The following is a 21,700-nucleotide window of genomic DNA, read 5'->3' as shown; positions in this document are numbered from 1 at the left end:
CCGAGAGGGTTTTCCCGGCAGTCCACCTGCAAAACTAGCCGTTAGCCATGCATCAGACGCCCAAATAGGCCCCGCCATTGGCGTGGATGGCCTGCCCGTTGATGTAGCGTGCACCGGGCCCGCACAGAAAACGCACGGTTGCAGCGACGTCTTCCGGCCTGCCCCGGTTGCCGGTGATCGTATGATGGGTCAGGTGATGCGCCGGCTCCGGCTTGTCCTTGGGTCGTGGCGTGCCGATCAGCCCGGGAACCACGCAGTTCGCGGTGATGCCGTCGTCGGCCAGATCATGGGCCAGCGCCCGGGTCAGGCCGATGATGCCCGCCTTCGCGGTCACGACATGCGCGCGGTTCTTGGCACCGGTATGCGCGCTCAGGCCCCCGATGTTGACGATGGTTCCCGCGCCCGACTGCCGCAGCGCCGGCAGGCAAGCCTTTACGCAGAGGAACGTGCCATCGAGCGTGACGTCGAGAATTTCCCGCCACGCCGCATAGCTCATCTCGGCGAACGGCTTCTCGCGCCGCAGCGCCGCGTTATTGACGAGGATATCGATACGCCCGAATCGTTTGACCGCCGCATCCGCCATGGCCTGCACCGCGACGGCATCGGCGACGTCTCCGATATGGACAAGCGCCTTGCCGCCGGCTGTCTCGATCTCTCGCGCCACGGCTTCCGCCTCGGCGTAGTTGCTGCGCGCGTTCACCACGATGGACGCCCCGCCCTCCGCCAGCGTCAGCGCGATGGCGCGGCCGATATTGCGACCAGCGCCCGTGACGATGGCGACTTTGCCTGCGAGTTCTTTGGTCATGACGCTTTACCCACGCAGTGAAGAGAGATCGATGCGGCCATTATACAGCTCCGCCAAGCGTTTCAGCGCTGCGTCGCTCTGCACCGTGCTCCAGCCGCCATGTGCGGCGTTGAGCAAGAACTTGTCGGTCACGTCCTGCCGCGTCAACGGCTCCTGCGCGCCGCCGCGCAGATAGGGCTGGCGCTCTTCCACCACGCTGCCATCGCACAGCGTGGCGCGGATGTGGCCAGTGTAATTGTTCGGATAGGGATTGTCCGGATCTATCACGAATTTCACTTTTGCCGCGAGCGCCAGCACGCGCTCGTCTCGGACCGCGCTTTCCGTGAACGCGCCGAGCCCGACGCCGCCGTGCACGAAGCCGGTGGCCAGCAGATAAGGCACGGCAAACTTGGCGGCATAGCCGTTGCGCGGACGCTGCTTGTCGGCGAGCGGCTCCCATAGCCGGTGCACCGTTCCCTCCGCCACCTCGCAGATGATCTCGGTGACGTCCTCGGGCTTGATGCCGCGCGCGGCCAGCCGGCGCGCGCAATCGATATAGGGCTGCGCCATCGTCCCGCATGGATAGGGCTTGAACGCCAGCGTGTCGGTGACCCAGCGCGTGCCGAAATCGCCGGTCAGCGCGCCGTAATCGCCCTTGGTCGTATGCGCAAAGCCGTGAAACAATCCATGCACGCCCTCGAACACCGTGCGGGGGCCAACGAACCCTTCCCGCGCCAGCAGTGCTGCGCGGATGCCAGATTGCGCCGCCCATCCGGCATGCATCCGCTTGGTCCAGGCCCCCTCTGCGAGATACTCGATGATGCCGCCGGCCATGCTGCCGGCGATGCCGAGCGCATCGACGATCTGCCTGGCATTGAGACCGAGCGCCGCGCCGACACCGGCGGCGGCGCCCATCGCGCCGAAGATCGCGGTCGGGTGGAAGCCCGCCTTGTGGACCGCCTTCGGCACCACGAGGCTCAACCGGCACAGCACCTCCGTGCCGACGGCAACCCCGGTCAGCGCCACGCGGCCATCCGGATTATGCCGCTCGCAGGCGGCGAGCACCGCCGGCACGATCACGGCACCGGCATGGACCGGGCCGCCCTCGAACGTGTCGTCGAAATCCTCGCCGTGCGCGGCCGTGCCGTTGACGAAGGCGGCGCCCGCCGCATTCAGCGTGCGCTTGTGCCCGATCGCCGTGCAGGGGCCGTCATCGTCGCAGCCCGCGAGCGCACTTCCGACATAGTCCTCGTTGCGCGCGGTGACGCACAGGCCGACCACGTCGATCAGCAGATCCTCGCATTTGCGCCTGGTTGCCGCCGGCAAGGCACCAGCGTGCAGTGCGACAATCCTTTCGGCCAGCGCTTCGGCGACCGAAGTCTCAGGCAGTCCCGAGGCCATATCGGTCAAATGCGGAAGATCTTTGTGTAGCGTGCCTTGATCGCTTCGCTCTCCTTTTCCACCGCCGCGGCATCGTCCTTCATGGTCTTGATGTCCTTGAGCGACTTGCGCCCCGCTTTTTCGACCGCCTGAGAATGCACCGAGCGCAGGCCGCCGACGTCGACGATCAGCTGCTGCGCCTCCCGGCTGAGGCTGAACGACTGGAACAGCCTGGCCGCGTTCGGATTAGGCGCTTCCTTGAAGACGCCGTTCGGTCCGATGATCAGCGGCGAGCCTTCCGTGGCGTAGATCGGCTCGACCGGGCGGCCTGCCTCCTTCAGCTGGAAAATGTTGTATTCGTTGCCGTCAGCCATCAGCGCGCGTTCGCCGAGGTCGAGCTTTTTCGGCGGATCGGCCGATGACTGCACCTGCATGATGTTCTGCTTGGCGAGTTGCTCGAAGAACGTCCAGCCGAGATCACGCTGCATCTGGTAGGTTGCGGTCATGATGGTGCCGCTATAGCCCGGATGCGCCTTGACGATCTTGCCCTTCCATTTGGGGTCGAGCAGTTCGGCAAAGCTCTTCGGCGCATCCTCCGCCTTCACCAGATTAGTGTTGTAGGCAATGATGCTGAGCCACACGCGAAAGCTCGCGAACTGGCCGTCCGGGTCCTTGTGCTCGTCCGGATAGAATTTTGCGACCTCCTCCGGCACGTAAGTCGCCAGAACGCCGTCGCGCTTCCAGACGATGAAATGCGCGGCATCGGACGAATTGACCACGTCGACAGCGCGGATGTTGCTGGCATATTCCTGCCCGATGCGCTGGAACACGCGCTCGGCGCCGGTGCGCTCGACGCGGACCGAAATGCCCGGATATTTCGCCTCAAACGCCTTGGCCAGCTTTTCCGCGACCGGCAAATCGGTCGAGGTGTAATAGATGACCTTGCCTTCTTTCTTTGCTGCCTCGATCAAGGCCGGGGTCACGGCCTCCGGCGGCGGCGCCGCCGCCATCACACGCGTGGAAAATGCTGCGCTTGCGAGAACAGCGCCGGTGCCCTGAAGCAGATGGCGGCGCGAGATCGATTTCTTCATGGGCGCTCCCAGTTGTCGTTGGTCGAGCCTTCTCGATGGGCTCGCTCCTGCTCGGTCCGTTACACCCGAGACTATCTTTTATTCCGGGGGCGCGCAGCCAGTCTTTCGTCGACAGCCCGTTCCCATTGCAGCTAAACTTGCAGCAAGGAATAAAATAAACGTCGGGGGATGGATAAATGACGGCCGCAAGGATCGCACTGGCGCTGGCTGCCGCGCTGTTCACCACAACGTTGCCCGGAGCACAGGCGCAGGATTATCCGTCGCGGCCGGTGAAGGTAATCGTTCCCTTCGGCGCCGGCGGGCCTGCCGACGTCACCGCCCGCCAGATCGGGAGCATGCTGCAGGAAAGCTTTGGTCAGCCCTTCGTGATCGAGAACCGCACCGGTGCCGGCGGCGTCATCGGCACGCAGGAAGTCGTGAAGTCGCCGCCGGACGGCTATACGCTGCTGATGATGTCGAATACCCAGACCGCGAATGAATCACTGGTTCCGCAGCGCAAGTATGAACTGATGCGCGATCTTGCGCCGATCGCGCCAGTCAACTCTTCCGACCTCGTCATCGTCCTTCATCCCTCCGTGCAAGCCAAGACGCTGCAGGAGTTCATCGCGCTGGCCAAATCGCAGCCCGGGAAACTGAACTATGCGTCATCCGGCCAGGGCACGCCGTATCACATGGCGGGCGAGCTGTTCAAAGCCATGGCCGGAATCGACGTCCTGCACGTGCCCTACCGCAACAGCGGCGAGGCCCGCAGCGGCGTAATCGGCGGCCAGGTGCAGATGATGATCGACGCGGTGACGGCGATGGCGCCCAACGTCGCCGAGAATCAAGTGCGCGCGCTGGCGACGACGGGCCAGACGCGCTCGACCGTGCTGCCTAATACCCCAACCGCGATCGAAGCCGGCGTTCCCGGCTATGAGGCCACCATCTGGCTCGGCCTGATGGCGCCCGCGGGCACGCCGAAGCCGGTCATCGACAAGCTCAATGCGGCGGTGAACGCCGCGGTGAAGCGGCCCGATGTTGTCAAGCTCTGGACCCAGCAGGGCGCCGTGCCGATGTCGATGAGCCCCGAGGAGTTCGACAAATTCCTGCGCGGCGATATAGTGAAGTGGGCGGAAGTGGTGAAGAAGTTCGACAAGCCGCCGCAATAAGAAACGTTGAAAAAGGTTCGCCCACGATGCCCAGCGTTCGATTTCGCCTCAACGGCGCCGAGACCGAGATTGACGCCGATCCCGACCGGTCATTGCTGGACGTTCTGCGCGGACAACTTGGCGTGACCGGACCGCATTTCGGCTGCGGCGCCGGCGAGTGCGGCGCCTGCAATGTCATCCTCGGCGACCACGCCGTATCCGCCTGCGACACGCCGCTATGGTCGGTGGCGGACAAGGATGTCACCACGCTCGAAGGGCTGGGAACAGACGAGCAGCCGCATCCGCTGCAACGCGCCTTCATCGCCGAACAGGCGATGCAATGCGGCTATTGCGTCTCCGGCATCCTGATGAGCGCGGCGGCGCTGTTGAAGCAAAATCCGTCGCCGACCAGTCGGGACGTAAAGGAAGCGCTCGATCGCAACCTCTGCCGCTGCGGCTCGCAAAACCGCATGGTGCGCGCGGTGCTGCGCGCGGCGGAAGAAATGGCGGCGCGATGAGCCAGCAAGCATCCACTCCCTCGCCCGCACTGCCGGTCAGCCTCGCGGCGAACCCAAAACTGTCGTCGTGGCTGAAATTCTCCAGCACCGGCCAGGTGACGGTTTCGCCCGGCAAGGTGGAGATCGGGCAAGGCATCGTGACGGCACTGGCGCAAATCGCCGCCGACGAACTCGACATCGACCTCTCGCGCGTGCAGATGGTCCGCGCGTCGACGGCCAGCAGCCCCAACGAGGGCGTCACCTCCGGCAGCCTTTCCATCCAGCAGTCGGGCCGCGCAATGCGCCACGCCTGCGCCGAGGTTCGCCGGATATTTCTTCGACAGGCCGCGGAACGGCTCGGCGTCGAGGCCGATGCGCTCGACATCGAGGACGGCACAATTTCGGGGCCCGGCAATGTCAGGACCAGCTATTGGGAACTGGCCGACGACGTCTCGCTCGATCGCGACGCCACGCCGGGCGTTACGCCGAAGACCGCATCGCGCCGGGCGCTGGCCGGCCATTCGGTTCAACGGATCGATATTCCCGACAAGGTGTTGGGCCGGCCGCGCTTTATCCATGATCAGGCCTTGGCGGGAATGCTGCATGGCCGGGTGCTGCGGCCGGAGAACGCGTGCGCGAAGCTTGTCGGGTTGAAGGAGGATGGTGCCCGCGCAGTGCCCGGTCTCGTCGCGATCGTGCGCGACGGCAATTTTTCCGGTGTCGTCAGCGAGACCGAACATGGCGCAGAGGCGGCGCTCGCCGCCTTGCGCAAGGGCGCATCATGGTCCGCAGGCGAGCCCCTGCCCGACGAAAATGACCTGGCCTCGTTCCTGAAAACCCAGCCAGCGGAATCGACGATCATCGACAAGAAGACGGCCGCCTCTTCAGGCGCGGCCGCGCGGACCATCCGGCGGCAATACACCCGACCCTACATCGCCCACGCCTCAATCGCTCCGTCCTGCGCCATGGCGCAATGGGACGGTGACCACGTCCGTGTCTGGACCCATAGCCAGGGCGTCTACTTGCTGCGCGCCGATCTGGCGCTGGTTCTCAAACGGCCGGTCGAAAATATCACGGTCGAGCATATGGAGGGAGCCGGCTGCTATGGTCATAACGCCGCCGACGATGTCGCGCTCGACGCCGTGCTGCTCGCGAGAAGTGCTGGCGGCCGGCCGGTGCGGGTACAGTGGTCGCGTCAGGGCGAAATGTCGGATGCACCGTTCGGAGCGGCGATGGCGATCGAGATCGAGGTCGATCTCGATGCGCAGGGCGAAATCGTCGACTGGCGGCATTCGATCTGGGGCAACGGCCATGTGGCGCGGCCGGGACGCGCGGCGCAACCCGCATTACTGGCGGGATACGAGCTTGCGAACCCGTTTCCGCGCATGGTCTCGATCAATCCACCGCAGTCCAATGGCGGCGGCAGCGACCGCAACGCGATCCCGCTCTATGATCTTCCGTCCTGGCGCATCGAGAGCCATCGCCTGACCACCATGCCGATCCGCACCTCGGCGCTGCGAACGCTCGGCGGTCAGGGCAATGTGTTCGCGATCGAATCCATCCTCGACGAAATCGCGGCCGAGCGCGGCGAGGATCCGGTCGCGTTCCGGCTGCGTCACTTGCGCGATGAGCGCGCCAAGGACGTGATCCGCGCCGTTGCCGCCCGCGCGAAGTGGAAGCCCGACAGGCAACCCGGCATCGGTCATGGCATCGGCTTTGGCCGCTACAAGAACACCGGCGCCTATTGCGCTGCAATCGCGGAAATCGAGGGCATCGACGAGATTGCGGTCAGGAAATTGACGCTGGCCGTCGATGTCGGCGAAGCCATCAACCCCGACGGCGTCATCAACCAGATCGAGGGCGGCGCCATTCAGGCCACGAGCTGGGTACTGAAGGAACGCGTCCGCTTCGACCGGCAGCGCATCACCAGCACGAGCTGGGCGGAATATCCGATCCTGCGCTTCAGTGAAGTGCCTGACGTGGAGGTCGAGGTGATCCAGCGGAGCGACGTCGACCCGGTCGGCGCCGGCGAGGCTGCCCATGGCCCGGTGACGGCGGCCATTGCCAATGCGGTGTTCGACGCGCTCGGCGTGCGGGTGCGCGACCTGCCGATCACGCGCGACAGGATCATCGCCGCAATGGAAGCGACGTGATGAATACGCTGAAGATCCTGAGCGGGGGCGCGGCGCAGGGGCTGGTCGGAAGCCTTGCACTTGATTTCAAGGCCCAGACCGGCTTCGAAATTGCGGGCGAATTCGGCGCGGTCGGCATCATGGCCGACAGATTGCGCAAGGGCACGCCGTCGGACCTCGTCATCCTGACCGCAGCGCTTCTCGCCAGACTGGCGGAGGAGAAGCTGATCGTCGCCGCAACGATTGCCGATATCGGCTTGGTCGAAACCGCGCTCGCCGTCCGCACCGGCGATCCCCAAGCCAACGTCAAGGATGCCGACGACTTGCGCCGGACGTTGCTGGAATCCGATGCGATCTTTGTGCCGGACACCAAGGCATCGACCGCCGGAATTCATGTTGCCAATGTCCTGCAACAGCTCGGCATCGCCGACGAGGTCGCCGACCGCCTCAGGATCTTTCCGAACGGCGCGACCGCGATGCGCGAACTGGCCGCATCCAAGGCGCAGCGTCCGATCGGGTGCACGCAATCGACCGAAATCATCTCCACCGCCGCCGTGACCCTTTCCGGTGCTCTGCCTCCGGGTTGCGAACTCGCAACCACCTACACGGCAGGCGTCGCGGCCGCCGCCGCCCATCCGCAGCAGGCGCGGGATCTGATCGCCTTGCTGACCGGCGCGGGACAGCAGCAACAGCGCAGGCGCGCCGGCTTCGTCAGCGGCCACTAGGCCGACGCAGACTCCAACGATTGGATGAACCGCCGCGCGCGCGGCGCAATCCACTCGCACGGGTTGATTTCCGATTGCCAAGACAGATTCATATACTAATATATCAATCGGGGAAACGTCATGCCTGTCCGCGCATCGAAGAAGGCCGAACCGAAGGTTCGCCGAATGGCCGCCGGCCCGCGCCGCAACGGCAGGCCGCGCACGGCGACGACGGCGTCAAGAATCTATTCCGATCTTCGCAGCGAACTGGTGTCGCTGCAGCGCCGCCCCGGCGAGGCGATCTCGGAAGCGACGATCGCCCTCGCCTACGGCGTGAGCCGCACGCCCGTGCGCGAGGCCATTCTCAAATTATCGGATGAAGGCCTGCTGGAGATCTATCCGCAGTCCGGCATCTTCGTCGCGCGTATTCCGGTGGCGGCGCTGCCCGAGGCCATCATCATCCGCAAGGCGCTGGAGGAGACCACGGCGCGGCTCGCCGCCGAACGCGCGACGTCGAGCCAGATATTGTCGCTGCAGTCGATCCTGGAACGCCAGCGCGAGGCCAGTGTGGCCGGCGACAGCGACGCGTTCCATCAGGCCGACGAGGCGTTTCATGCTGAAGTCGCTGAGGTCGCCGGCTATCCGGGCATCTGGAAATATATCCAGCAGGTAAAAGTCCATGTCGACCGCTATCGCCGGCTCACCTTGCCCCAACGCGGGCGAATCGCAAAAGTGATCGTCGAGCACGCGGCCGTGCTCGACGCGATCGAGGCACATGACGCGGAAGGCGCAAGGCGGGCGATGGAGATCCATCTCGCGAGCCTGCTCGAAAACATCTCGGCAACGCAGCACATCAATCCGGAGTACTTCGAAGAGCGAGACTAGAGTTCGGAAGTCCATAAAACGATAAACAACCTTGGGAGGGAATACCATGAAACGCCGCGACTTCATCAAGTTGAGCGCCGGGCTTGGCGCCACGATGGCGACCACAGCGCCACTGTCATCCGCCCTTGCGCAGACGAAAATGGTGCTGAAGGCTTCCGACGTTCATCCGCTGGGCTATCCGACGGTCGAGGCCGTCGTCCGCATGGGCAAGAAGCTGGAAGCCGCCACCAACGGCCGGCTGACGATCCAGATGTTCCCGTCGATGCAGCTCGGCGGCGAAAAGGAGATGATCGAGCAGGCCCAGCTCGGCGCGCTGCAGATCGCGCGCATTTCGGTCGGCGCGGTCGGCCCGGTCGTCGACGACGTCAATGTCTTCAACATGCCGTTCGTGTTCCGCAACTCAAAACACATGGAGAAGGTGATCGACGGCGAGATCGGCGACGAGCTGCTGGCCAAGATCTCCAACACCGAAAAGACCGGCCTGATCGCGCTGTGCTGGATGAACGCAGGCTCGCGCAACGTCTACAACAACAAGCGGCCGATCCGGACCATCGCCGACCTCAAGGGCCTCAAGGTCCGCATGATGGGTAATCCGCTGTTCGTCGACACCATGAACGCGCTGGGCGGCAATGGTGTCGCGCTGGGCTTCGACCAGGTGTTCAGCTCGATGCAGACCGGCGTGGTCGACGGCGCCGAGAACAATCCACCGTCGTTCGTCGCGCAGAACCACAACCAGGTCGCCAAGTACTTTACGATGACCGAGCACCTGATCATTCCGGAGCTGCTCGTGTTTTCGCGCATCTCCTGGCAAAAGTTGACGCCGGACGATCAGACGCTGGTCAAGAAAGTGGCCAAGGAGGCCCAGCAGGAGCAGCGCGTGCTCTGGTACGAGGCGGAGAACGCCGCGATCGAGAAGATGAAGGCCTCCGGCACCGAGATCATCACCGAGATCGACAAGAAGCCGTTCCAGGAAGCCGTCAAGCCGGTCTGGGACAAATACGGCGCGAAATATGCCGCGATGGTCAAGCGCATCGAGGCGGTGAACTAGCGCGCCGCGCGCCAACTCAGCGGGTGGCCGGACTCCGTTCCGGGCACCCGCATCCGCGCCTGCCGAGGCGATTGAAGCGCATTTCCTGAGGTCAAAATGTCCAATTCTGCGGCCGGAATTTTCCGGCGTGTGAACGATGCGGTCTACTGGACCGGCGCCGGGATCGCCTGCGTGGCGCTGGTGCTGGTCTCGGCGGTGATTCCGTGGGCCGTCTATACCCGCTATGTCCTGAATAGCGCATCGTCATGGCCAGAGCCGATGGCCGTGCTGTTGACTGTGGCCATCACCTTCATCGGCTCGGCCAACTGCTATCGTCAGCGCATCCACATGAACATGACGGTCGGTACCGACCTGCTGCCGCCGCCCCTGCGCCGCGCCTCCCTCTTCCTAAGCGAAGTGTTGATGGGCGTGATCGCGATCTTCATGGTGGTTTGGGGCATGCGGCTGGTTCACACCACCTGGGACAATTCGGTCGACGAATTTCCGTGGCTGTCGGTCGGCATCACTTACCTGCCCATCGTGATCAGCGGCGCCATGATGCTGCTGTTCGTCGTCGAACGCCTGACCATCGGTCCGCCGCCGCGTGACGGCGCAGACGCCCACGTACCGGTCGAGTAAACAGCCATGGATATTGCGGTCCTGCTTCTCAGCATGTGCTTGTTCTTTGCGATCGGTATGCCGATCGCCTATGCGCTGGCACTGTCCGCGCTGGTCGGCGCACTGTGGATCGACCTGCCGGTCGGCGCGGTGATGCAGCAATTCGCCAGCGGCGTCGGCAAGGTCTCGATGCTGACCATCCCGTTCTTCGTGCTGGCCGGCGCCATCATGGCCGAAGGCGGCATGGCGCGGCGACTGGTCGATTTTGCCGCCGTCGTCGTCGGCTTCACGCGCATGCGCGGCGGCCTCTCGCAGGTCAACATTCTCGCGACCACGATCATGAGCGGCATCTCCGGATCGTCGGTTGCGGACACCTCCGCGATCGGCTCGGTGATGATTCCCCAGATGGCCGAAAAAGGTTATCCGCGGGTGTTCGCAACCAACGTGACGATCAGCGCCTCGCTGCAGGCGATCATCATTCCGCCGAGCCACAACTCGGTGATCTATTCGCTGGCGACCGGCGGCGTGGTCTCGATCACGAGCCTGTTCCTGGCCGGCGTGGTTCCCGGGTTGCTGCTGGGCTTCTCGCTGATGCTGCTCTGCCTGTTCTACGCCTATCGCGACAAGCACCCCAAGGGCGAACCGGTCCCGATCAAACAGGCGGTCAAGATGCTCGGCGACGCCGTATGGGGGATCGTGACGCTGGTGATCGTGCTCGGCGGCATCCTCACCGGCGTGTTCACGCCGATCGAGGCCGGCGCCGTCGCGTGCGTCTGGGCGTTCTTCGTCACCATGTTCATCTATCGCGACTACAAATGGTCCGAATTGCCACTGCTCGTCTACAAGACGCTGCAGACGGTGGCGATGGTGCTGACGCTGGTCGCCACCGCATCGTGCTTCGGTTATGTCGCCGCGCTGATGCAGATGCCGGCCAAGATGACCGAGTTCTTTGTCGCCATCTCCAGCAACAAATACGTGCTGCTGATGTGGCTGAACATCATGCTGCTGGTGCTGGGAACCGCGCTCGATCTCGCGCCTCTGTTGCTGATCTGCACGCCGATCCTGCTGCCCGTCGTAAAGAGCTTTGGCATCGATCCCGTACATTTCGGCATCGTCATGCTGCTCAATCTCGGCATCGGCCTGTTGACGCCGCCGGTCGGAACCACGCTGTTCGTCGGCTGCGCCATCGGCAAGGTGTCGGTCGACGAAGTGATGCGCGGCATCTGGCCATTCTATTACGTGATGTTTACGGTGCTGATGATCGTGACCTATGTGCCGTGGCTGTCGCTCGCGCTGCCGAGGGCATTCGGGTTCTAGCAAAGGCGCCGCCTTTCGCGGGCGGAGGAGATACCGCGTGAAGATCGTCGACCTCTCGAGAGAGCTCTATCACCGCACCCCGAGCTATCCCGGCCACCCGCCGGTCATGCATGGGGTCTGGAAGACCCACGAAGAATCCTTTGCCGAGTCCGGCAATGTGCACGGGCTGGCATCGATGTTCATCTCCATGGTGGACCATGCCGGCACCCATATCGACGCGCCCCGGCATTTCGGACCGGGCGGCATTTCGATTGACCAGTATCCGCTGGAAAAATGCATCGTGCCGGGCATCTGCATCGATCTGCGCCATATTGCGCCGCGCGCCGAGATTGGGCCTGCCGATCTGGAAGCGGCGGCGGCAAAGGCCGGTACGCCGGTGCCGAAGGGTGGCACCGTCCTGCTATGTACCGGTCACCATGAGCGAACATTCCCCCGCAAGGAATATTCGAGCGACAATTCCGGCGTGAACGTCGCTGGCACCGAATGGCTGGCGCAGCAGGGCGTCGTGCATTTCGGCATCGATTCGATGCGGCCGGGACCGGAAGGCAAGGTCAATGCCCTCGTGCACAAGGCCTGTCTCGACCTCGACATCACCCATATCGAGAGCCTGTGCAATCTCGAAGCGCTGCTTGGAAGCGGCCCGTTCACCTTCATCGGCCTGCCGATGAAGTGGCGCGGCGGGACGGCCTCGCCGATCCGCGCGGTTGCCGTGTTCGACATGTGAGTGGAGCGGCATCACGCCGCTGCCACGCCCCTTCCCCTCCCAGGCCCGCGTATGGACGGGCCGTCAAAGCTTCCCTAAGCTCTGGTCAGTGAGGCCGACGCTGGCTAAAAGCGGCGCGGATAATCGGGCGGGAACAACCGCCGGCATCGGAGGGAGGAAATCATGAACCGTTTTCGGCGGGCTAACCGTGCTGCCATTCTTGCATCCGTCGCGGCATCGTTCGCGCTGGTGGCTCCGGCAGCTGCACAGGAAACTTTCAAGCTCGGCATCGTGACCTTTCTTTCCGGCCCGGCGGCGGACAGCTTTGGCGTCCCCGCGCGCAACGGCGCGCAGTTCGTCATCGATCAGTTGAACAAGGGTGCCGCCCCCGCGCCCTATGAGAAGGTCGGCTTCGGCGGCATCAAGGTCGAGCCGGTCATCATCGATGAGAACGGCGGCGCCACTAAGCAGGTGCAGGAACTGCGCAATCTCTACCAGCGCGACAATGTCGATGTCGTGCTCGGCTATATCGGCTCCGGCGACTGCCTTGCCGTCGCACCGATCGCGGAAGAACTGAAGAAGATGCTGGTGCTGATGGATTGCGGCACACCGCGCATTTTCGAGGACGCCAAATACAACTACGTGTTCCGCACCGCCGCCCATGCCACGATGGATAATGTCGGCCTCATCCGGTACATGAAGGCCAAGAACATCAAGATGACGACGCTTTCGGCGATCAACCAGGATTACGCCTGGGGCCAGGACAGCCGGGCCGACTTCATCGCCGCCGCCGAACAGCTTTATCCCGGCGTCAAGCTGCAGACGGACCTGCTGCCGAAATTCGGCGCTGGCCAATACGGCACCGAAATTTCCGCGCTGGTGGGGGCCGGCTCCGACGTGGTCTATTCCAGCCTGTGGGGCGGCGATTTGCAGGCTTTCGTCCTGCAATCGGCGCCCCGTGGCTTGCCGAAGCGCAGCCAGCTCGTATTCAGCGCCGCTGATCACGTGCTGCCGCCGCTCGGCGACAAGATGCCCGACGGCACCATCATCGGCGCCCGCGGCGCCTACGGCCTGATGTCGCAGAAATCGCCGCTGAACGACTGGCTGTTCAAGGGGTACGAAGCCGCCAACGGCGTCTATCCGGTTCAGGCCGCCTACCGCGCGACGCAGTCCATCCTCGGATTGAAGGCCGCGGTCGAGAAGGCCATGGCCAAGAACGGCGGCAAGAAGCCGTCGACCGATGAAATGGTCGCGGCCATGACCGGGCTGGAGTGGCCGTCGCCCGGCGGCCTGATCCAGATGAAGCTCGCCGACGGCCATCAGGCGATTCAGCCGATCGCCTTCAGCCGCACCAAGTACAATCCGGACCTGAAGCGGGTCGACCTCGTCGACATCCAGTATTTTGCCGCCGAATGCGTCAACCCGCCGCCGGGCGTGAAGGCGATCGACTGGATCAAGGGCGGCATGCAGGGCGCCAAGTGCGACTAGGCATGGGCATCTGACGAACCCATGGCGGCGCGTGACCGGATTCGCGCCGCCTTTTTCTGTCCACCGACGACCTGCGTGACGCCGCCGCCATGAATTTCTTTTTGACGATCGTTCTCGACGGCCTGATCCAGGCGTCGTGGCTGTTTGTCGTCGCCCTCGGGCTCACGCTGGTGTTTGGCGTCTTGAAGATCCTCAACATCGCCCATGGCAGCTTTTATGCGCTGGGCGCGTATATCGCGGCGACCGTCGTGACCATGATCGCCGCGCGCGGCCTCCCCCCAAGCGTCGGCTTCGTCGCGATGCTGCTCGCGGTGGCGCTGATCGCATCCGCGGTCGGATGGTTGCTGGAGCGCGGCCTCCTGAAGATGTTCTACGGCCGCGACGAAGTGGTGCTGCTGCTGGTGACCTACGCCGTATTCCTGATCATGGAGGACGTCACCAAGCTGATCTGGGGCGTCAATCCAATCTATGCGACGCAGCCCTATGAGCTGTTCGGCAATCTCGAATTCGCCGGGCTCTACTATGTCGGTTACGACCTGGTGCTGATACCGATCTCGGCCGCGATCGGCTTCGCGATCTGGTTCGGCCTTAATCGCACCGTGATCGGCAAGATCGTGCTCGCCGTCATCCATAACGAGGAAATGAGTGTCAGCATGGGCGTACGCGTCAACCGCGTCTACGCGATTGCCTTCGCGTTCGGGGTGCTGCTCGCCGCCCTCGCCGGCGCCCTGACCGCGCCGAAAATATCGATGCAGCCGGGGCTGAGCTCCGACGTCATCATCCTGAGTTTTGCGATCGTCGTGATCGGAGGGCTGGGCAGCGTCGAGGGCGCGGCGGTCGGCGCCCTTCTGGTCGGGCTGGCGCGCGCGGCGTCGGTGCACCTGATGCCGCAGGCCGAGCTGTTCATGATCTATCTGATCATGGCGGCAGTGCTGATGTTCCGCCCCGAGGGCCTGTTCAAGCGCGAGATGGCAAGGCGGATCTGATGAGGAAAGACCTTTGACAAGGAAAGATCTGCATCCCCTGATCATGATCGCGCTGGTCGTCGCGGTGACGCTGTTCGGACGCGTACTGCCGACCTGGACCCTGTCGCTGGCGACGGTGGCCGCTTCCAATGCGCTGATCTCGCTCGGCATCGTCGTGCTGGCGCGCACCGGCAACGTCTCGTTTGGCCAGGGCCTGTTCTTCGCGGCTGGCGGCTATGGCGTGGCGCTGATCGCCAACGCCTGGGGTCTCACCGATGCCGTGGCGCAGGTGATCGTCGGCGCCGCCTGCGGCGGCCTGCTCGGCCTCGTCATCGGGCCGTTGATCGCGCGCTACAGCGGGATTTTCTTCGGCATGCTGACATTGGCGCTGTCGATGGTGTTTTACGGCGTACTGGTGAAAACGACTGCGCTGGGCGGCTCCGACGGGTTCAACGTCGGACGGCCAAGCCTGTTCGGCATGAGCTTCACCGATCCGCGCGAGGCCGACTTCATGCTGTATGCCGTCTCGGTCATCGTGACCGGATTTGCCGGCATCGCTGCGACCATCCTGTTCCGGTCCGAATTCGGCCTGGCCAGTTTGGCGGTGCGCGAAAACAACCTGCGCGTCGAATATCTCGGCCTCTCGGCCAACCGGATCATATCGATCAACTTCGCGATCGCCGCGGTCTTTGCCGGCGCCAGCGGCGCGTTTGCCCTGATGGCGCAGCGGCATATCGATCCGCAATTTGCCTACTGGACAACATCGGGCGAATTCGTCTTCGTGGCGGTGCTGGCCGGCAACCAGAGCGTCGCCGCCGTCTTCGTCGCCTCCATGGCGCTGGAGCTGGTCCGCTCGTTTTCCAATCTCTATCTGCCCAACACCTGGCAGCTGGTGCTCGGCATATTCCTGCTGGGCGTCATCCTGTTTCTGCCGCGCGGCATCGGCTCGCTCTGGATCAAGGATCGTCGGAAGCGGCGCGTCGCGGCTGACGTTTCCCCCGCCGGAGGAGCCGCGTCGTGAACCCGGTTCTTTCCGTACGCAAACTTGAGAAACGCTTCGGCGCGGTGGTGGCCGCCGATGCGCTCACAATTGATATTCCGGCGGGTCAGAAGATCAGCCTGATCGGCGCCAACGGCGCCGGCAAGACCACCTTCGTCAACATGGTGACCGGCTATCTCAAGCCCGACAAGGGCACCATCCTGCTCGATGGAGTCGACATCGGCCGGCGTTCGCCGCGAAGTACCGCCCGGCTGGGCATCTCGCGCTCGTTCCAGATTCCACAGCTGTTCGTCGAACTCACCGCCGCCGAAAATCTCGCCGTGGCGATTTCCGGCACCGGCACACGAATGTCGCTTCGGGCGCCGGCGGAGGCTCAGGGCCGTCGCGGCACCGCAGTCGAGTTGCTGGAACGCTTCGGCCTTGCCGATCAGGCCGACCGCCCGATCTCGGAGCTTGCGGGCGGCGTCCGCAAGCTGATCGACATCGCCATGGCGCTGGTGCGCCGTCCAAAACTGTTGTTGCTCGACGAGCCGACCTCCGGCGTGTCGGCCGAAGAAAAATTCAGAACCATGGATCGCGTAATCCACGCCGTCGCACCTGACGCTGCGACCATCGTCTTCGTCGAGCACGACATGGAAATCGTCAGCCGCTACGCCGATCGCGTCGTGGCATTCTACCAGGGACGAATATTGGCCGATGGGGTACCTGCCGACGTCCTGAACAATCAGGAAGTCCGCCGCTACGTCACCGGAGGCGCGCGATGACCGATGCGGCGCCGTTACTCGCGATCGACAATCTCGTCGTCGAAATCCAGTCGATGCCGGCGTTGCGCGGCTTCACGATGCACATCGCAAAGGGCGCCATGGTCAGCCTGGTCGGGCGCAACGGCGCGGGCAAGACCACGCTGATGCGTTCGATCATGGGACATCTCACGCCAGTCAAGGGCAAGGTGCAGTTCGAAGGCAGCGACCTGGCGTCCCGTCCGCGCCATGCGCGCGCCGCACTCGGCATCGGCTACATGCCGGAAGACCGCTGCCTGGTGCCCCAGCTGACGGTCGAGGAGAATATCATGCTGCCGCTATGGGTCGCAAAACATCTCGACCGCAAGGCCCGGCTCGAGTTTGTCTATGAGATGATCGGCGAACTGACCGAGATGCGCCAGCGCAAGGCGTTGTTGCTGAGCGGCGGACAGCAAAAGCTGGTCGCGCTCGGTCGCGCGCTGGCCGTCGGCACCAAATGCCTGCTGCTCGACGAGCCGTTCGAAGGCATCGCACCGGCGCTGTCGGAACGGCTGTCCGAGGTGCTGGCATCCCTCAAGGGCAAGGATCTAACCTTGCTGATGTCGCAATCGGACCTGAATCACTCGCGGGGCCTGATCGACATGGAATTCACGATCGAACGTGGCGCCAATCCCGTGCCCGCCGGTCCGTGATCCCGGCCCGTCCTGGCTTTGGCGCGCCTGCCGGTCATTCGCCGTCGTGACCGGACCCCGCCTCGGCCATATCACGAAGCACCTCGGCATTCAGCACGACGATCGCACCGTGCTCGAGGCGCACCAAATCGCGGCCGGCCCAGGCGCGCAATTGCTTGTTGATGCTCTCGCGGGTCATGCCGACCATCTCGCTGATCTCCTGCTGCGTGATCGCGATGGTCCGGCCCTGCAGCTCAGAGCTGTGCTTTTCCGACAGGCGAAGCAGCGCACTGGCCAGCCGTCCCGGCAGATTCTGGAGGATGATCTGTTCGACCTGATCGCTGGTTGATCGCAACCGCTCGCAAAGCAGCTCGATGAATTTCATGGCCAGCGCCGGCTGGGCCCTCACAAAGGGGATGAATTCGCGCCGGTCGATGACGAAGAGTTCGCACGTGCTGTTGGCGATGGCGTCGGTCGAGCGGGGCTGTCCATCGAGCAGCGCAATCTCGCCGAAGATCTCCCCGGGGCCAACGATATTGAGGATCGCATTGCGGCCGTCCGGTGATGAAATACTCATCTTCACCGTGCCTGAGATCACCGCGTACAGGCTGTTGCCGGGATCACCCTTGGAGAACAGCGTGGTTCCCCGTTTCAGGGTGGAGTGCTTGGCGTAGCGGCAGAGCTGCTCGAAAGCCTCCGGCTCAAGATCGGCAAAAATCGGATGCTTGCGCAAGACCGACAGCTTGCTGCTCGAGAACCCCTGAGAATCACCCGTCCTTTGTTGGGGCACGCCAGTCAAACTCCAGGGAACGCGGGACTCCAAGCCCTTGCGTAGTCAACGCGGAACGGCTTTTCAACCGGAAAGCACCGGGCACGTCGAATTGACGGCGGAAAAAAGCGCCATTGCCTGCCATAAGGGCAGAATCGGGCCTCTCCGTCCTGCCGAAACCCGATGGCCGGCCGACAGAGAAAAGCCCGCACGATCTGGAGATCCTGCCGGCCAATCTGATTTGCGTCGCCGGAAAGTTATTTCAGCGACGAATTCGGACAAAGCATGTGGAGTCCAATATGCATCTGGCCGTTATGGGCAAAGAGCCGAACCTTGAGATCATGCGTCCCATCGACGTTCTCGCCGACCTTCAGCACCAGCGGCATCGGCTTGGCCGACCTCAGGTTGGTTGAAATGACCTCGGTGATCTTGTCGCGGATCGCCTTGGGAATGGCGCCGGAGTGCTTTTCCCACCGGTCGTGGCCGCCGGTAGAGCCCGATTCGTCAGCCCAGTCTTCCTTCTTCGGCACCAGAACCTTCGTGAACTTCCCGAACGCATAAGGGCCGTTCTTCTTCTCGTACTCTTTGAATTTCTTTGCGGTTTTGCCGATATTCTTCGCGCTATACAACTCATTGATGCGCTCTTCAAATTTTCCACTATAACTTAATCCGCCCATTTCCTGCTTCCCCCTGAATAACGGCGCTAATCGCCTGTGGCCATAACGTGGCCATATTATGTCAAATATCGGAAAACTTGGAGAGGTCCGCTTTAGCACGCTGGAGATGTACAGTCATTTTTGATTGGTCGAACAGTGTGATGGCCTGGATCAGCTCCTCCCTCGCCTCGTCCGTTCGCCCCGAGGCCGCCAGCAGCCGGGCCCGCACTCCCTTGGCCGCACCCAGCAGCGGCAAGGCTTCGAGCCTTGCCGTGAATTCGATGGTCCGCTGCAGGGAGGCCATCGCCTCTTCCAGCATGTGTCCTCCCTGGGTCGCAAGAATATTTGCCTCGGCGCTCATCGCGAGCGCCTCGATGCCCGCATACCCCTTCTGTCTCGCGCTGGCCTGGCAGGCACGCAGGAGCGCCAGCCCGTGCTGGACATCGCCAAGCTGACCATAGGCCGCGCCGAGATAGGCCGGGACCGCCACCTTGCTGGTTTCATGACCAATCTTGTCGGCCTCGTCCTTGGCCTGCAGCAGGATCTCGGTCGCGAGTTCGGCGCGCTCCTGCTGCGAGTAGACGTTTCCAAGCGCACTCATGATCAGAGGCCGAAACAGGCGCGCCTCGCTTTCGCGCGAAACGCGAAACGCCTGATCGAGAGCAGCCTCGGCCTCGTCAAGATCGCCGCGCAACATCTGCACGATGCCGCGGCCATAGTCTGCAGCGATCGTATCGTAGGAACGGTCGGTCGTTTCGGCCAGGATGCCCGCTTCCTCGGAGAAGCGCTCGGCCTGATCGAATTCGCCCATCCAGGCATGAACCATGGCGCTCATCATGTAGCAGAGCACCAGGAGGCTGGATCCCGTCGTTCCCGGCGGAACGTTTTCCGGCGCGCTCGTGAGCAGCGCGACCGCCTTGGCGAGATGCCGCCCTGCGTCCCGAAATCGCCCGGCGAGAAAATAGGACTGGCCAAGGCCGTATTCGACAAAGCCGAGCCAGCGCCCGTCATGCAACCGGTTGGCCAGGGCAACCGCTTCTTCCGCCACCGCGATCGCTTCATAGGGCGTTCCGTAGAAATTGAGCGCCGCCGCCCGCATCGCGATTGAAGCAAGCCGCCTGCCCTCATCGCCGATCTGTTTGGAGCGCGCCTCGCCGTCCTGACCGAGACCAAACCATTCCTCGATGCTTCCGAACGACACGAACGCCAGCCGCGCTTCGATGCGAAGGTCGATCGCCCGTTGCTCGCGCGCCGTCGATTCCGGCTGCTTGTCCACCGCGTCCATCGCAATCTTGAAATATTCCGTGGCGTCCCGGAACGCCGATCTCGCAAATGCCTTCCTCGCGGCGAGATGGGCATAGCGGTCGGCCTTTGCCCAGTCCTGGGCCTTGACCGCATGATGGCAAAGCGCTTCCGCGACATCTTCCTCCCGCCCGACTGATGTCATTTCCAGAGCCGTCAGAATCCGGCGGTGCAGCACTTCCCGCTGTGAGCGGAGGATCGACTCGTAGGCAACCTCGCGAATGAGATCATGGGCAAAGACATACTCGACCGATGCGACCGAGCGGGCCTCCTCGAGAAAATCGAGGATCTCCAGCGACCAGAGCCGGCTTTGCAGCTGCGCCACCGGCATCCCCGTCACCGCAGCAAGCAGGCTTGGCGATATCCTTGGCCCGAGAACAGACGCAAGCTGCAGCAGCGCCTTGTCTTCTTTCGGCAAACGATCGATGCGCGACGCGATCACGCCCTGAACGGTGGGAGGGATTTCGAGCATGTCCCAAGATACGTCGGCGCCGCCGGTGGCGCGGCGATCGATGAGCTGCCGGACGACCTCCTCGATAAAGAGCGGGATTTGTCCGGTATGTCGGAGGATACGGGCCTTGAGCGCATCGATACCGGCAGCCGTGCCGAGCAGGCTGTCGAGCAGTGCATTGGCCGCGGCCGCGTCGAGCGACCGAAGCCAGATTCGCAATACATCGAGATCCTCAAGCCAGTTCGGCGTATACTCGGTCCGCCAGGTCAGCAGCACCAGCAGCGGCCGGCTAGCCGCAAGCGACATCAGCGCTTCGATGACCGTCTCGCTCTGGCCATCGATCCAGTGCAAATCCTCCAGCAACAACACCGTAGGCCGCGACGAGACCAACCGATCCAGCACATTGCGAACAGCATCGATGATGACGCGCCGTCGCAGCAACGGCTCGAGGTCGCGCCAGCGCGGATCCCCGACCAGTTGGTCGAGAACGGAATTCAGTGCCACGGGCCAAAGTTCGCTGTGTGCCAGCGTGGATTCGCTGACGGGCTCGAGGTAGTCCGCGAGGGGAAGACCGCCCGCCTGGAGCGCGTTTTGAACAAGCCTTTTCACCAACGCATACGGGACCGACTGTTCGAGCGGATTGCACTCGGCCTCGATGACTTGCCAGTCACGTTGCCGGAGGGTGTCCACGAGTTCATGGACCACACGGGATTTTCCTATTCCGGCCGTTCCCACCACGGCGGCGATCTTCCCGGAAGGGCCGATGGCCTGCGCCGCGCGCTCCAACTGCGAAATCTGCTCGTTGCGGCCGACAAAGGACGAAAGACCGGCCATCGAGCGGGCGCGCCAGCGGCTCATCCCACTGATTCCGACGACCTCGTAACAGGGCACCGGGGCGGGGAATCCCTCCAACCGTTTCGGCGGCAAGGGATTAAACGTTACGATTCCGGTCGCCAGTGTCTGGCTCGACTCCGATGCCAGGATCTGTCCGGCCTGCGCCGCGCTTTCGATCCGCTTTACCAGGTGGACCGCCGGTCCGCCTGCTTCATAGATGGAAGAGAAATCGGCTTCGATGACATGCGCGACAACATAGCCGGAGTGAAGACCGATCCGGACGTGAAGACGTGGATCTTCCAGCAGCTTGATCCGCCTCACGACCTCTATGGCCGCGTGACAGGCCATCACGGCGTGGTTGTCGTCCGCGTGCGGAGCGCCAAACAGCGCAATCAGTCCGTCACCGCCCTCCTTGCTGACGATCCCGCGGTTGCGGCGAACGGCGGTCCGCATCGCGATCAGGGCCGGCTCGAGCCGCGAGATCGCTTCTTCGGGATCGAGGTCCGAAATCAGATCGGTCGAGCGCTGCAGGTCGGAGCAGAGCACGGTAAGGAATTTC

At 63.4% G+C, this 21,700-nt stretch carries 20 protein-coding genes; 14 read left to right on the top strand and 6 right to left on the bottom strand.

The genetic code is table 11. From position 1 onward, the window contains the following. Nucleotides 1-52: 52 nt before the first annotated feature. From QUH67_RS11555 to QUH67_RS11545, 3 genes are read right to left on the bottom strand one after another with little or no spacing between them, the layout of a single operon-like run. Entirely contained in the window at nucleotides 53-805 is a 753-nt protein-coding gene (locus QUH67_RS11555; RefSeq protein ID WP_300946808.1) for an SDR family NAD(P)-dependent oxidoreductase, read from the bottom strand. A 6-nt stretch (nucleotides 806-811) separates the two neighbouring features. Then, complete coding sequence (locus QUH67_RS11550; RefSeq protein ID WP_300948012.1) at nucleotides 812-2,185, bottom strand: MmgE/PrpD family protein; 1,374 nt, start codon at nucleotides 2,183-2,185, stop codon at nucleotides 812-814. A 5-nt stretch (nucleotides 2,186-2,190) separates the two neighbouring features. After that, nucleotides 2,191-3,255: an ABC transporter substrate-binding protein gene (locus QUH67_RS11545; protein WP_300946807.1), complete on the bottom strand. Its 1,065-nt coding sequence runs from the start codon at nucleotides 3,253-3,255 to the stop codon at nucleotides 2,191-2,193. Nucleotides 3,256-3,431: 176 nt separating this feature from the next. Between QUH67_RS11545 and QUH67_RS11540 the strand changes: the two genes are divergently transcribed. The 14 genes from QUH67_RS11540 to QUH67_RS11475 all read left to right on the top strand — a co-directional run bounded on the left by QUH67_RS11540 (nucleotide 3,432) and on the right by QUH67_RS11475 (nucleotide 17,150). Then, entirely contained in the window at nucleotides 3,432-4,403 is a 972-nt protein-coding gene (locus QUH67_RS11540) for a tripartite tricarboxylate transporter substrate binding protein (protein WP_300946806.1), read from the top strand. Between the two features lie 26 nt (nucleotides 4,404-4,429). Next, nucleotides 4,430-4,900: a (2Fe-2S)-binding protein gene (locus QUH67_RS11535; protein ID WP_300946805.1), complete on the top strand. Its 471-nt coding sequence runs from the start codon at nucleotides 4,430-4,432 to the stop codon at nucleotides 4,898-4,900. Further along, a complete protein-coding gene (locus QUH67_RS11530) occupies nucleotides 4,897-7,032 on the top strand; it encodes a xanthine dehydrogenase family protein molybdopterin-binding subunit (protein WP_300946804.1) in 2,136 nt (711 codons plus the stop codon). Before QUH67_RS11535 ends, QUH67_RS11530 begins: the two co-directional genes overlap by 4 nt. Continuing rightward, nucleotides 7,032-7,736, top strand: coding sequence for a substrate-binding domain-containing protein (locus QUH67_RS11525; protein WP_300946803.1), 705 nt, complete (start codon nucleotides 7,032-7,034; stop codon nucleotides 7,734-7,736). Before QUH67_RS11530 ends, QUH67_RS11525 begins: the two co-directional genes overlap by 1 nt. A gap of 120 nt (nucleotides 7,737-7,856) precedes the next feature. After that, on the top strand, nucleotides 7,857-8,600 hold the full coding sequence (locus QUH67_RS11520) for a GntR family transcriptional regulator (protein WP_300946802.1): 744 nt from the start codon (nucleotides 7,857-7,859) through the stop codon (nucleotides 8,598-8,600). 46 nt (nucleotides 8,601-8,646) lie between these two features. Further along, a complete protein-coding gene (gene dctP, locus QUH67_RS11515) occupies nucleotides 8,647-9,648 on the top strand; it encodes a TRAP transporter substrate-binding protein DctP (protein WP_300946801.1) in 1,002 nt (333 codons plus the stop codon). A gap of 96 nt (nucleotides 9,649-9,744) precedes the next feature. Next, nucleotides 9,745-10,266, top strand: coding sequence for a TRAP transporter small permease (locus QUH67_RS11510; RefSeq protein WP_300946800.1), 522 nt, complete (start codon nucleotides 9,745-9,747; stop codon nucleotides 10,264-10,266). Between the two features lie 6 nt (nucleotides 10,267-10,272). After that, on the top strand, nucleotides 10,273-11,562 hold the full coding sequence (locus tag QUH67_RS11505) for a TRAP transporter large permease (protein WP_300946799.1): 1,290 nt from the start codon (nucleotides 10,273-10,275) through the stop codon (nucleotides 11,560-11,562). A 37-nt stretch (nucleotides 11,563-11,599) separates the two neighbouring features. Then, entirely contained in the window at nucleotides 11,600-12,286 is a 687-nt protein-coding gene (locus tag QUH67_RS11500; RefSeq protein WP_300946798.1) for a cyclase family protein, read from the top strand. 162 nt (nucleotides 12,287-12,448) lie between these two features. Beyond that, complete coding sequence (locus QUH67_RS11495) at nucleotides 12,449-13,753, top strand: ABC transporter substrate-binding protein (protein ID WP_300946797.1); 1,305 nt, start codon at nucleotides 12,449-12,451, stop codon at nucleotides 13,751-13,753. 89 nt (nucleotides 13,754-13,842) lie between these two features. Continuing rightward, the gene (locus QUH67_RS11490; protein WP_300946796.1) at nucleotides 13,843-14,739 is read left to right on the top strand and encodes a branched-chain amino acid ABC transporter permease; all 897 of its coding nucleotides are present in this window, start codon (nucleotides 13,843-13,845) and stop codon (nucleotides 14,737-14,739) included. A gap of 13 nt (nucleotides 14,740-14,752) precedes the next feature. Further along, on the top strand, nucleotides 14,753-15,739 hold the full coding sequence (locus tag QUH67_RS11485; RefSeq protein WP_300946795.1) for a branched-chain amino acid ABC transporter permease: 987 nt from the start codon (nucleotides 14,753-14,755) through the stop codon (nucleotides 15,737-15,739). Beyond that, entirely contained in the window at nucleotides 15,736-16,482 is a 747-nt protein-coding gene (locus QUH67_RS11480) for an ABC transporter ATP-binding protein (protein WP_300946794.1), read from the top strand. Before QUH67_RS11485 ends, QUH67_RS11480 begins: the two co-directional genes overlap by 4 nt. Beyond that, nucleotides 16,479-17,150: an ATP-binding cassette domain-containing protein gene (locus QUH67_RS11475; RefSeq protein WP_300946793.1), complete on the top strand. Its 672-nt coding sequence runs from the start codon at nucleotides 16,479-16,481 to the stop codon at nucleotides 17,148-17,150. Before QUH67_RS11480 ends, QUH67_RS11475 begins: the two co-directional genes overlap by 4 nt. A 34-nt stretch (nucleotides 17,151-17,184) precedes the next feature. Here QUH67_RS11475 and QUH67_RS11470 read toward each other — a convergent pair whose 3' ends face one another. The 3 genes from QUH67_RS11470 to QUH67_RS11460 all read right to left on the bottom strand — a co-directional run bounded on the left by QUH67_RS11470 (nucleotide 17,185) and on the right by QUH67_RS11460 (nucleotide 21,687). Beyond that, nucleotides 17,185-17,919, bottom strand: coding sequence for a Crp/Fnr family transcriptional regulator (locus QUH67_RS11470; RefSeq protein WP_300948011.1), 735 nt, complete (start codon nucleotides 17,917-17,919; stop codon nucleotides 17,185-17,187). Between the two features lie 236 nt (nucleotides 17,920-18,155). Next, nucleotides 18,156-18,575 (bottom strand): hypothetical protein, encoded by a 420-nt coding sequence (locus tag QUH67_RS11465; protein ID WP_300946792.1) that lies wholly within the window; start codon nucleotides 18,573-18,575, stop codon nucleotides 18,156-18,158. 61 nt (nucleotides 18,576-18,636) lie between these two features. Then, entirely contained in the window at nucleotides 18,637-21,687 is a 3,051-nt protein-coding gene (locus tag QUH67_RS11460) for an ATP-binding protein (protein ID WP_300946791.1), read from the bottom strand. Nucleotides 21,688-21,700: the final 13 nt, after the last annotated feature.

This window comes from Bradyrhizobium roseum (assembly GCF_030413175.1).
GTDB classification, from domain to species: Bacteria; Pseudomonadota; Alphaproteobacteria; order Rhizobiales; family Xanthobacteraceae; genus Bradyrhizobium; species Bradyrhizobium roseum.
This window is presented reverse-complemented; position numbering and strand designations above follow the sequence as displayed.